The following is a 12,565-nucleotide window of genomic DNA, read 5'->3' on the forward strand; positions in this document are numbered from 1 at the left end:
CGGTTGTAGCATAGCCAAGAGAACTGCTAGAAATAAAAATTGCAGCGACCGTTGTCAGTAAAGATAAACGTTTCATAGTCCACCCCCGTAATTACACGTCCACTATTTGATAGTGCATTTGTGTTCTCATATTGAGTGTAGTTCAAATTTTAATAATGCAAATTTAAATTTGAAGATAGACTTAATTATTATTCTTTTTCTTAATTAACCGATTGATAGATAACAATATATTTTTAATTGGAAAGTTATTCGAATGATTGAGAAATTAGAGGGGGAGGATTTAATGAATTGTTTTTTTTGTGTTTAATATTTAATTTTAGTTAATTATGACAAGTTAAATATATTTTAAAATTTAAATAAAGTTAAATTTAATTATGATTTATGTTGTTATATTACTTGTCAATTTCTAATAAACCCTGATGTTGGCATCGATTACTCGAATAAAATGCGATGACCATGTGTTCTCATGCATCGAGATAGTCATGAAAACACATGATCATTAATTAATTCAAAATTTTCAGTATCAGTTTATTTGAAAATTTTGAAGCGTACATCGTCATTCATGAAATCTTTATCGCCCGCAGGTTCATTAATTGAACCGAATACCATTTGAGCACGTAATACCCAGTTTGCAGGGATATTCCATTCTTTTTGAACTTGGTTATCAATGAGTGGATTATAATGTTGTAGTGATGCGCCTACATTTTCTTGTGCTAATGCTGTCCAAACGGCAAATTGTGCAATACCACTTGCTTGTTCAGACCAAACAGGGAAGTTATCCGCATATAAAGGGAATTGCTCCTGTAAGTTTGTGACAACATCAATGTCTTCAAAGAATAAAATTGAACCAGCACCAGCAGCAAAACTATCGATTTTTTGTGCTGTACCTTCAAAAGCTTGCTCAGGAACAATGGCACGTAGCGTTTCTTTTACCATATTCCACAGTTTTTTATGTTCTGCTCCGAAAAGCACGACAACACGAGAAGTCTGTGAGTTAAATGAAGATGGAGAATGCTTTACTGCTTCTTTAATTAATTTAGTCACGTGTTCTTCAGATACAGGTAATGCATCGCCGAGGTTATAAATTGTACGACGAGTTTTAATCATTTCGATAAATGCATTAGACATGTTTGTCTCCTAGCTTTTAGTTAGCGCACGGCATATTTTGGATAAATCTGAGAGGCCGCAGTTTTTTTGATATCTCTTACTATAGCGAGCTAGGCCAAAAATCATAGAAAAAAAATTTAACGATAAGATTCAAATTTTTTCGTGTAGATTTGATTTTTATTATTATGTTTTAAATCAAATGGATATGAGTAAATTTATGTTGAGGGTAAAACAATTTTTACTGAAAGGAATAAGAATGATAAAAAGAAGAATAAAAATATTGAGTGAAAATTGCGGGATATTTAAGTATTTCCCGCAAAAGTTCAGTTATTTTAATTTAATTCGCTAATGTTTTTTGTTATTTGAATCTTCGTACCACCAAAATTATCATCAATATATTTTTTGACTAATTCGCTATGATAGAGCTTCTCTAATTTGGCGAATTTAGGGTCATCTTTATTATCAGCTCTAACGACTAAAATATTGATATTATTTTTAATACTGTCATCATTTTGTTCTCTAAATAAAGCATCCTTTAAAACATTCAATCCACCTTCTTGTGCCGCTGTATTTCCAATTACGGCGATATCAACATCAGGTAATGCTCTAGGACCATGTGCATATTTAATTTGTCTAAAAACTAATTCTTTTGGGCTATTGGTAATATCATTAATTGAGCCTGTAGCTTGGTTAAAATCAGGCTTTAAGACAATTAATTTTGCATTCTCTAGGAGTTTAAGCGCTCGAATATGATTTGCGGCATCATTAGGGATAGCAACGATGGCTTTATTGGGTAAGTCTGCCAGATTTTTGTGCTTTACGGAGTAGACACCCATCGGTTCAAAATAGGTTGTTGTGATGGCGACTAATTGATTATCGTGGTTTTTATTGAAATCTTTTAAGAAGCCCCACGACTGGAACGCGTTTACATCAACGTCACCATCAATAGTTGCAACGTTAAGGGTGATACCATCATCAATGATTTTTACATCAATATCTAAATTGGCATCTTTAGCACTTTGTGATCCTGCAATAAATTTCCAGATATCGGCATCACTCCCATGACTACCTACAATGATTTTTTGTTTAGAGGATGTTTGATTAGCGGTTTTTTCAGTTGTATTTTCCTCTTGTGAACAGGCACTAAGAGTAGAAATAGACAAAGCTAATATTAATGCCGTTATTTTTTTCATTTTAAAATCTCATCTGTTATTTGTTTATCACATCTAATCAGATTGAAACTTATTTTTATAAATAATATTTAATTCGATTTTTGTTTTTTTTGTTATATGGATAAAATAAATTTCCATGTGAATATTAGTTATATCGATATAGTTTTAAATTATTTTTAGGAATATAGAATGTGGTATTTAATCGTGTGTTAGGTACGTGAATATTCATTCACTCATTTTATATGGTTAAAAGGATTAATTATGTCGGTAACGCAATTGCCTATTATTGATTTAAATGAGTTAGATAACCCAGAAACTCGAGCTGATTTTTATAAAAAATTGCGATTTATTGCACGAGAAATTGGTTTTTTTTATTTGGTTGGCCATAATATTACGCCAGAAACAAGAGCTCAATTATTGGCTATTACAAAGCAATTTTTTGCTTTACCTAAATCGGAAAAAGAGAAAATTTCGATGAGCCATTCAAAGCATTTTCGTGGGTATACCGCCTCTACACAGGAAAGTACCCGTAATCAGCCTGACTTTCGTGAGCAAATTGATATTGGCGAGGAATTACCTGCTTTACAACTCACAGAACAAGATCCCATTTGGTTTAATTTACAAGGGCCTAATCAGTGGCCTGAGGCACTTCCAGAACTTAAAACTCAAGCACTGGAATGGCAAAAAGAGATGAGAACAATTGCCGTTAAATTAATTAAAGCATTTCTTGTTGCATTAGAACTACCTGAAAATAGTTTTGAACAAGTTATCGCAGAACCGGCACAGCATTTATTAAAACTAATTCATTATCCAGCACGAGAAGATAATAATAGTGGAGAACAAGGAGTTGGTGCACATAAAGATGCGGGGATATTAACATTATTATGGCAAGATAATAGCGGTGGCTTGCAGGTAGAAACAGATAATGGTTGGATTGATGTTGAGCCATTAGAAAATGCATTTGTTGTTAATATTGGTGAAGTTTTCGAATTAGCGACGAATGGTTATTTACGGGCTAATATTCATCAAGTTGTGAGAAGTAAAAACAGTGATTCACGATATTCAATCGCTTATTTTATTACCCCAAGTGTATTTGCAAATGAAGTACCGTTATTGCCACTTCCTTCTTATTTAGCTCAACAAGCATTAGGGCCAGACAGTGATCCACTTAATCCAATGTTTACCAATCTCGGAAAAAATGTCATTAAAGGTCGCCTGCGTTCACATCTATCGGTCACACAGCAATTTTATCCAAAGGAATATGAGCAAATAATGAATAACAGTAATATTCTATAACCGAATAAATAATCTTGATAAAAAATAGTTGGAGCTCACGGATGTCAGATAAAAGTGATAAAAAAGATTTAAATGGAAGAGAATTATCCCCAGAAACATTAATGATGAGCTATGGATACGATCCACAGTTATCCGAGGGATCAATTAAACCACCTGTATTCCTGACCTCAACCTTTGTATTTAAGACGGCTCAAGAAGGGAAAGATTTTTTTAATTTAGTGAGTGGACGCACGCAAGCACCTAATAACCAAAAACAAGGTTTGGTTTACTCACGTTTTAATCATCCAAATAGCGAAATTGTTGAAGATAGGTTGGCATTGTACGAGGGCGCTCAAAGTGCCGCTATTTTTTCATCAGGGATGTCTGCGATTACGACAGCATTAATGGGGGTGTTAAAACCTGGAGATGTACTTCTGCATTCACAGCCTTTGTACGGTGGAACTGAAACACTATTTTTAAATACACTAACACGGTTTGGAATTACGTCGGTTCCATTCCAGAATGGGTGTGATTTAGAATCTATTATTGATATTGCTGATCGCATTGGCGATGAGCAAAAAATAGCGGCTATTTATATTGAAACACCATCTAATCCACTGAATACAATCGTGGATATCCAATTACTTAGCCAAGCTGCGAAGATAATCGGCAAAAAACAGGGAGGAGAAGCGCCGTTGTTAGTTTGTGATAACACGTTGTTAGGGCCTATCTTCCAAAAACCGATCTCACTCGGTGCGGACTTAAGTGTGTACTCACTGACTAAATATGTGGGTGGGCATTCTGATTTAGTTGCTGGAGCCGTCATCGGTAGCCAAGAACTGATTAAAAAAGTGAAGGCTCAGCGTAATGCAATCGGTACCCAGCTTGATCCTCATTCAAGTTGGATGCTGGGGCGTTCATTAGAGACACTGCAACTTCGTATGGAAAAAGCCAATGATAACGCCACAATATTAGCTAATTACCTCCACCAACACCCTAAAGTGAGCAAAGTGCATTTCCCTGAATTTTTACCGAAAGAGAGTGTGGAATTTCAGGTTTATCAAAAACAATGTTCAGGTGCCGGTTCAACATTTTCAATTAATGTCGGCGAAAGTGAGGCGGATGCATTTCGCTTTTTAGATAATTTAGCGTTGTTTAAATTAGCAGTCAGTTTGGGGGGAACGGAATCATTGGCGAGCCATCCTGCATCGACAACCCATTCGGGTGTTGCTCAACCGGTTCGCCAAAAAATAGGTATTGCCGATAATTTAGTGCGTTTATCTATCGGTATAGAAAATGTCGACGATCTTAAATATGCATTAGAATTGGCGTTAGATGCTGTTTAACCGATAACGGGCTGTGGCAGAGTGATGAAAGCCTCTGCCACTTATTGCGTTAATTAACGCGATACTGTGCAGGAAGTTCGCTGAAGCCAAGGCCATTGGCTTTTTTAACGGGAATTTGCACTGGGATACGCTCTTTCATTGCTTCCACATGGCTGATCACCCCGATCGTTTTGCCAGAAGCATTTAGACTTTCTAATGCATCGAGCGCGATATCTAACGTTTCTGCGTCTAATGTTCCAAAGCCTTCATCGAGGAAAAGTGATTCTAACTGCGTTCGGTTACTTACCATATCCGAAAGTGCCAGAGCTAACGCGAGACTCACTAAGAAGCTTTCACCGCCCGATAATGTCTTGATGTCGCGAATACTATCGGCTTGCCAACTATCAATCACTTGAAGCTCCAGATTAGCTTGATGGCTGCGTTGAAGTAGATAACGTCCATGCAGCTTATCGAGCTGTTGATTAGCTAAAGAAACCAGACAATCTAGTGTTAAACCTTGTGCATAGCGGCGGAATTTATCCCCTTCCGCTGAGCCAATCAATGTACTGAGATAACTCCAATCATCATAGTTGAGCTGGCCTTTTTCAATTTCTTGCAGTAAATCTCGTTGTTGATGGCGTTGTTGTTTGTCGGTTTCTAATTGGCTGATAATTCGACCTTGCTGTTGATTAAGCTCTTTTATTTCGTTATCAAATAGGGCGATAGAATGCTGAATTTGTTCTTCGGCGATATTCACAAAGTCATCAAGGCGATTTTGCTCATGGGAAGTGAGCGCAAGTAAACCTTCTTTATGGCGAGTTTTACTTTGTATTAGAATTTCACTTACCTTTTGTTTTAATTGCTCTAGTTGTGTTTTTTCTTCAGGATCGAGTAATGCATCAAGGAAGGCCTGCTGTGAATCGAATGGGCTAAGTTGTAATGCTTGATTAAATTGCGCTTGGGTATTTGCTAATAATTGGCTTGTTTTTTCTATTGATTCAACTAATTCTTGGTGGCTACCATTGAGCACAGCGATCGTTTTTTCAACATCATTTATTTGTTTTGTCGATAATTCGAGCGCTTGTGCAAGCTGGGTTTGTTGCACTTGCATGCGCTCAATAAATTGGCTTACCTGATGCCCTTCAAGCAACGTTTGACGATGGGTTTGTTTTTGCAGTAGTTCAGTATTTGTTTGCCGTTGCTGCTGTTTTATCGCAATAAGCTGTTGATCAAGCTGATTCTTTTGCACAATTTCCGCTTTCAATGTGGCATGATCCACTGCTATTTTTTGTGCTAAATTTTGAGCCGAAATTTTTTGCGTTTGATAAAGCTGGCTACGCTGCTCAATGCTATCGAACCAGACATCAAATAAGCCATTTTCAGGTAAGACTAAATTGAATTGTGCCAGTGAAGCCTGTAATTGTGCAGTTTGTTCATTTTTACGTTGCTGTTGTTGCGCTTTTACTTTCTCTATTTCATTGAGTTGCTGAACGTTATATTTAAGGCGTTCATTCAGTAGCTCTAAAGCGGATTGTTGCTGTTTACACTGTGTTTCTTTCTCTCGTAGCTTATCTTTAGTTTGTTGGTAATGTCGTTCTAATGTAATGAAATCATGAATGATCTTCTGCTGGGTAGCGAGTTGCGATTGCAAATCAGAAAGCAGTAAATCAACAGCTTGTTCATTTTTAGCAAGTTCAGGGGTAAGCGCTTGTTGGCAGGTATCATGCCATTTTTGATTCAGGTTGTTAGATTGCTCAGCGAGCTCGGACTTTAGCTGTAAATTTTCATCTAGGCGTAGCTGGTTATTTTGTAAAGCAGACTTCTGTTCGGATAGCTGTTGCTTATCCTTTTCTAGCTGTTCTGTTAATTCTTTCAGCTTTTGCTGGGTACTGGTTGGTTTTATGCCTTGATACGCTTCAACCGCAGGATGCTGATGAGAGCCGCATAATGGGCATGGTGAACCTTCAACTAACTGTTGGCGCTCCATTTCTAAGCTAACGATTTTTTGTTCTAGCTGGAGGCGCACGGTCACATCGTGAATATGGGGTTCTAATTTATCGATATTCGCTTGAATGATTGCCGTATCATTTTGGTTTTTTGCGATTGCATCCGCGAGCAATTGTTGCTGTTTTATTTGTTTTAGGGATTGTGTCTGCAGAGTTTCAAATTGTGACAAAATAAACGGCAGTAATTGTGCCGATTGTAGCCTTGTTTGAAGCGGTAAGATGGATTGATTGAGAATATCAATATTTTGTTTTTCTTGATTATTTTTATATTCAGCCTCTGTTTTAGCCAATGTAGCGGTGTCTTGGGCTAAAGCAGTTTGTAGCAGAGCTAATTGCGCCGATTTATCCTGCTGCTGCTGTTGTAATTGTGTTTGCTCATCAGTCAATTTTTGCTGCTTTTGATCCGTTTCCTCAAGCTGAATTGCTAACTCATTAAGGTAGTGACCTTGTTGCTTCCAACGTCCTAATAACGCATTGATTTCAGCATCTTTTTGATTTTTTTCTAAGAAAGTATTGAGCTGTTGTAATTGTGTATCAGATTGATGGATCTGATTTTCAATCTCACTGACGATCTGCTGCTTTTGGTCATATTCAGATTGCAAGCGTGTCACTTGTTTGGCAAGTTCGCTAGATTGCATTGTCAGGTTAGCGATTTGGTTGTCTAAAGGGCGAACTTCACTATCAATCAGTGCATGCTGCTGCTGCATATAAACTGAAAATTTTGTATTTTCGTTGTGCGTGTTCTGCTGCTGAATTTTAAGTGGCTCAAGTTTTTTTTGTGCCTCTTCCCGTGCTTGCTGAACGAATTTTTGTTTTTCAGTTTGTTCCGCAAAAGCTTGCTGCTGCCGTAAAACGTCTTGCCATAAAGGGCGTAAAGCCTCTGCGGGGGAACTGTCGGCTAATTTTTTTAAGCTTGGCTGAGCCGCTTGAAAGTCATGCTCCGATTTTTGTAATTCAAGGTGTAATTGTTGTAACCGCTCAGTGAGTTGATGGTGTTGTTGGTACCAATTCATCGCTTGCTGATAGGTGTTTTTTTTATGATCCGTCAGTGTTTCTTGTTGAGCTAATTCTGTTTGTTTTTCTAATAGCGCTTGATGCTCAGATTCAGTGAGTAAATTAATACTTTGCGCCCTAGCTTTGAGTAAATCGAGTTCGTTTTTAACTTGTTTGTGCTGGTTATAAATATAAATTGATATTTGGCTATAGATTTCGGTTCCGGTGATCTCTTCCAACAGGTCTGCGCGTTCTTTTTCTTTGGCATTTAAAAAGGCGTCAAACTCCCCCTGAGAAAGTAAAATAGATTTGGTAAAACGGCCAAAATCTAATCCGGTAATTTGGGCGATAAGATCGCGAATTTCGGTGACTTTAACCGCCAATATCTGCCCATCAGCCACATTAGCAAGTTCAGCCTTAGGTTGCTGCAGGTTCCCATCAGGTTTACCTCCGGCGCGGCGCTGGCTCCAAAATGCACGATACGCAATACCTTTCACTTCAAATTCAACTTCGGCCAAACATTCTCCCGTATGGCGAGTCATCAGTTCGTTTTGGCTAGCTGAAATGGGCCCTAAGCGCGGTGTTTGGTGGTATAGCGCAAGGCAAATCGCATCGAGTAAAGTGGTTTTACCCGCACCCGTCGCCCCAGTAATGGCAAATAACCCTTGGCTAGCAAAAGGTTCCTGCGTGAAATCAATCTTCCATTCGCCTTTGAGGGAGTTAATGTTTTTCAGGCGTAGACTTAGAATTTTCATGCTTGCCCCTCTTGCTCTGAACGTAATGCGTCAAAAGATTGCTTGAACAGCTGTTTCAAGCGCTGTTCTCGGTCAGTATCGTCAAGTGATTCTTCTGCGAGACGGCGTAGGAATACCTCCTCAGCGGTGAGTTCATTTAAGCTTTCATTCGGGAGTACATCGAGTTTCCCTTGTCTTTGTTTGCGTGCTCGGCGCAGTAAAACAACTTCAACGGGCAATGTTTCGGTCAAGGTTTCGATGCGTTGTTGAATATCTGCAAGGTAGTCTTGAGAGGCGACTTCGATATCCAGCCAAACCGGTTTTTCACCCTGATAATCACGGCAAACTTCCAACTGTTGTTGAATCTCTTGTAATGACCCTTTGATACTTTGTAATGGTTGGGAAATCGGGATTGTTAACGGCGTAACTTCCGTTAAGGCGCTGCCATTAAATTCAACTAAACAAACACTTTTGGGTTGTTGAGCCTCATCAAAGCTGAGGGCAATGGGTGAGCCACAGTAGCGAATATGGTGCTGCCCACCAATTATTTGTGGGCGATGAATATGGCCAAGCGCAATATAGTCAGCTGGGGGGAATGCACCGGATGGAAACGCATCGAGTGTACCAATATAGATATCACGCACAGAGTCAGTCAACGCGGCACCGATGACGGTTAAATGGCCGGTAGCAATGATGGGAATATCTAAACCAAGCGCATTTCTTTGCTCGACGGCAAGTTGGTAACTTGCTTGATAATAATTGTGGATGGCAGTTTGTAGCGATAGCTGTTTTTCTTCAATACTCTGACCTGCAACACTCAGTTGAATATCACGAGGGCGTAGAAATGGGATCGCGCAAACTAGGCCATTGGGCTGTTTTTGTTTGTCGGTTAGCGTAATGACGTTGGGTTCTACCCCAGAAGTGATCACGTTTGTATTGAGGTAAGTTAGTAGTGAACTGGATTCATTTAGGACAGAAACAGAATCATGATTGCCACTTAAAATGACTAATTGGCATCCGGTTTTTTGCAAATCAACAATAAATTTATTATATAGCTCACGTGCATAGCTCGGTGGTGAGCCGGTATCAAAAATATCGCCAGCGACAATCACGGCACTGACTTGGTGTAGAGTGACTTGCTCAATTAGCCAATTTAAAAAGTGTTGGTGCTCAGCTGCACGGCTTTTCGTAAAAAAATACTGGCCAAGATGCCAGTCGGAAGTATGAATAATACGCATGCGCTGTCATTTCCTGTGATTGTGCCACAATTAACGGTATGAATATTCTGAATATCAGTATACCTCATCATGCTGATGCAATGGATAATGCGCGCTAAATTGTTGCAGAATTAAGATGAAGAATGTTTTTATGACATAGCGAAAAGGTCGGTTTATATTTCACTTAGATGACAATTTATCGTTAATATAGAGAATAATCGCGATTATGACGATTGGTATTCATAATTCTGTCATAAAAGTGACGCATAATGCCTTCACATTAAATATATCCTCTTATTTACAGGAACAATCATGGCAAGACGCATTCTAGTTGTTGAAGATGAAGCGCCCATTCGCGAAATGGTTTGTTTTGTATTAGAACAGAATGGTTTTCAACCTATTGAAGCGGATGATTACGACTCTGCTATTGCACAGCTGGTTGACCCACTTCCTGATTTAGTCTTGTTAGATTGGATGATCCCCGGAGGATCTGGCATTCAAGTCATCAAACATATGAAGCGTGATAGTGCAACACGTGATGTGCCTGTGATGATGCTGACTGCTAGAGGCGAAGAAGAAGATCGCGTTAAAGGCCTAGAAGTAGGGGCGGACGATTATTTAACTAAACCTTTTTCCCCGAAAGAATTAATTGCCCGAGTAAAAGCCATTTTGCGCCGAATTTCGCCAATGGCAACGGAAGATATTATCGAGATGAATGGCTTGATGCTTGACCCCACTTCTCACCGAGTGACAAGCAATGAAATCCCGATTGATATGGGGCCTACAGAATATAAACTACTGCACTTCTTTATGACTCACCCTGAACGTGTTTATAGTCGTGAGCAGTTGCTTAACCATGTGTGGGGCGCGAATGTTTATGTTGAAGATAGAACGGTTGATGTGCATATTCGTCGTTTAAGAAAGGCGCTAGAGGCGGATGGACATGATAAAATGGTACAAACAGTACGTGGTACTGGTTACCGCTTCTCAGTTCGTTATTGAGAAAAACAGAGGGAGAGACATGCGTGCTTGAACGCTTATCATTTAAACAGCTGGTTTGGGGGCTGTTTTTATTTATCTTACCTGCGCTGATATTATCTCTATTTATTGGTCATCTTGCGTGGTTGCTCGTTATCTCATTATTGGCTGCGCTTATCTGGCATGGGTATAACCTGTTAAGGTTATCTTACTGGCTTTGGTTGGATAAAAGCATGTTACCCCCAGAAGGTAAAGGTGGCTGGGAGCCAATATTCTATGGCATTTATCAAATGCAACAACGGAATCGAAAGCGCCGCCGTGAGCTAGGGCAACTGATTAAGCGTTTTCGTAGTGGTGCGGAATCACTGCCTGATGCAGTTGTGATGATGACGACGGAAGGAACTATTTTTTGGTGCAATCGCCATGCACAACATTTATTAGGATTTCGTTGGCCTGAAGACAACGGTCAGCATATTTTTAATTTATTACGCTATCCTGATTTTAGCCGTTACTTCACGGTTAAAAGTTATGATCAAGCGCTGACGATTGAACTTAATAGTGGTGAAATCGTTGAGTTTCGTATTCTACCTTATACCGAAGGGCAGCTTTTGATGGTTGCGCGAGACGTCACCGAAAAGCGTCGTTTGGAAAAAGCCCGTAGAGATTTTTTTGCCAACGTTAGCCATGAATTACGCACCCCATTGACGGTAATTCAGGGCTATCTTGAGGTAATGGATGATCAAGAAGGGATACCACCGGTTAATAAAAAAGCGTTAAATGTGATGCAAGAGCAAGCGCATCGAATGGATAATCTGGTTAAGCAGTTACTGCAATTATCGCGAATTGAAATCGCCCCTCATATTAATCTTGATGAGCAAGTTAATATCCCGATGGTACTTAAAATGCTTGAACAAGAGGCGATTAGTTTGAGCCAAGGGCGCCATCAATTTGAATTCAATGTGGATGAAGCACTGCGTGTTCATGGTAATGAGGAGCAGTTGCGTAGTGCCGTTGCTAACTTGGTGTATAACGCTATTAATCACACACCAGAAGGCACTAAAATTCGGGTTAATTGGCAAAAAACTAATCAGGGTGCCCATTTTAGTGTGAGCGATAATGGCCCGGGTATACCCGCTGAGCACATTCCTCGTTTAACGGAGCGTTTTTATCGTGTTGATAAAGCACGCTCTCGATTAGGTGGAGGAGGCACTGGTCTTGGACTTGCTATTGTTAAACATGCAGTTCAACATCACAGTAGCCAACTCATGGTCACTAGTCAGCTAGGTAAAGGTAGCGAGTTCTCATTTACGCTGCCGCCTGTTTTGATCGTAACAGATAAAAAGCACTAAAAATTCACACCTTACTAATTAAAATCAAATGGTTAGTAAGGTGATTTTATCTATAGATATTTAATAATAGCCTCATCATGATGCCCCTTCGATATTTTCATCCTAATAGTTATCAAAAAAAATTATCTTATCCTGCATTTTTATTAAAATGACGAGTACTAAAATGACTGACTGTTGTTTTTTTGAACAAATCATATAATGGATATTGTAATTTTACTGACACTAATCACTGGTTCTGAAAATTAGTTTAGTGATTTATTCTTGTTTTCAGGTTTGCTATTGCCTTTTTACCCTATAAAAGTTCTACTTGTCGCCAGTTATTGGCGATTTTTCCTGTTTCTTGACGTTTAATTTCGTAAGATCTAAAGATACTTACATTTTATGTTGTTAATCATATGTTTTAACAGGA

General features: G+C 39.0%; 8 protein-coding genes. 4 read left to right on the plus strand and 4 right to left on the minus strand.

Annotated features, from left to right (window positions below):
• Window positions 1-528: 528 nt before the first annotated feature.
• The gene (locus M998_RS13945) at window positions 529-1,128 is read right to left on the minus strand and encodes a nitroreductase family protein (protein ID WP_068909410.1); all 600 of its coding nucleotides are present in this window, start codon (window positions 1,126-1,128) and stop codon (window positions 529-531) included.
• 311 nt (window positions 1,129-1,439) lie between these two features.
• Complete coding sequence (locus M998_RS13950) at window positions 1,440-2,300, minus strand: MetQ/NlpA family ABC transporter substrate-binding protein (protein WP_068909412.1); 861 nt, start codon at window positions 2,298-2,300, stop codon at window positions 1,440-1,442.
• A 240-nt stretch (window positions 2,301-2,540) separates the two neighbouring features.
• Here M998_RS13950 and M998_RS13955 point away from each other — a divergent pair, with 240 nt between their 5' ends.
• Both M998_RS13955 and M998_RS13960 read left to right on the plus strand, forming a co-directional pair.
• Window positions 2,541-3,575 (plus strand): isopenicillin N synthase family dioxygenase, encoded by a 1,035-nt coding sequence (locus M998_RS13955; protein WP_068909414.1) that lies wholly within the window; start codon window positions 2,541-2,543, stop codon window positions 3,573-3,575.
• Between the two features lie 41 nt (window positions 3,576-3,616).
• Entirely contained in the window at window positions 3,617-4,900 is a 1,284-nt protein-coding gene (locus M998_RS13960) for a cystathionine gamma-synthase family protein (RefSeq protein WP_068909415.1), read from the plus strand.
• A 49-nt stretch (window positions 4,901-4,949) separates the two neighbouring features.
• Here M998_RS13960 and M998_RS13965 read toward each other — a convergent pair whose 3' ends face one another.
• Both M998_RS13965 and sbcD read right to left on the minus strand, forming a co-directional pair.
• Window positions 4,950-8,633, minus strand: a complete 3,684-nt coding sequence (locus M998_RS13965; RefSeq protein ID WP_068909417.1) for an AAA family ATPase — start codon at window positions 8,631-8,633, stop codon at window positions 4,950-4,952.
• Complete coding sequence (sbcD, locus tag M998_RS13970; protein WP_068909418.1) at window positions 8,630-9,850, minus strand: exonuclease subunit SbcD; 1,221 nt, start codon at window positions 9,848-9,850, stop codon at window positions 8,630-8,632. Before sbcD ends, M998_RS13965 begins: the two co-directional genes overlap by 4 nt.
• Before the next feature lie 291 nt (window positions 9,851-10,141).
• On the opposite strand from sbcD, the gene phoB reads away from it, so the two are divergent.
• Both phoB and phoR read left to right on the plus strand, forming a co-directional pair.
• The gene (phoB, locus tag M998_RS13975; protein WP_068439252.1) at window positions 10,142-10,831 is read left to right on the plus strand and encodes a phosphate regulon transcriptional regulator PhoB; all 690 of its coding nucleotides are present in this window, start codon (window positions 10,142-10,144) and stop codon (window positions 10,829-10,831) included.
• A 23-nt stretch (window positions 10,832-10,854) separates the two neighbouring features.
• Entirely contained in the window at window positions 10,855-12,156 is a 1,302-nt protein-coding gene (gene phoR, locus M998_RS13980; protein WP_068909420.1) for a phosphate regulon sensor histidine kinase PhoR, read from the plus strand.
• Window positions 12,157-12,565 lie beyond the last annotated feature (409 nt).

It is taken from the genome of Providencia heimbachae ATCC 35613 (assembly GCF_001655055.1).
Classification (GTDB): Bacteria; Pseudomonadota; Gammaproteobacteria; order Enterobacterales; family Enterobacteriaceae; genus Providencia; species Providencia heimbachae.

Excerpts from the sequence above, each read along its gene's own strand:
- M998_RS13945 (WP_068909410.1), bottom strand. The coding sequence starts at position 1,128 with ATGTCTAATGCATTTATCGAAATGATTAAAACTCGTCGTACAATTTAT.
- M998_RS13950 (WP_068909412.1), bottom strand. The coding sequence starts at position 2,300 with ATGAAAAAAATAACGGCATTAATATTAGCTTTGTCTATTTCTACTCTT.
- M998_RS13955 (WP_068909414.1), top strand. The coding sequence starts at position 2,541 with ATGTCGGTAACGCAATTGCCTATTATTGATTTAAATGAGTTAGATAAC.
- M998_RS13960 (WP_068909415.1), top strand. The coding sequence starts at position 3,617 with ATGTCAGATAAAAGTGATAAAAAAGATTTAAATGGAAGAGAATTATCC.
- M998_RS13965 (WP_068909417.1), bottom strand. The coding sequence starts at position 8,633 with ATGAAAATTCTAAGTCTACGCCTGAAAAACATTAACTCCCTCAAAGGC.
- sbcD (WP_068909418.1), bottom strand. The coding sequence starts at position 9,850 with ATGCGTATTATTCATACTTCCGACTGGCATCTTGGCCAGTATTTTTTT.
- phoB (WP_068439252.1), top strand. The coding sequence starts at position 10,142 with ATGGCAAGACGCATTCTAGTTGTTGAAGATGAAGCGCCCATTCGCGAA.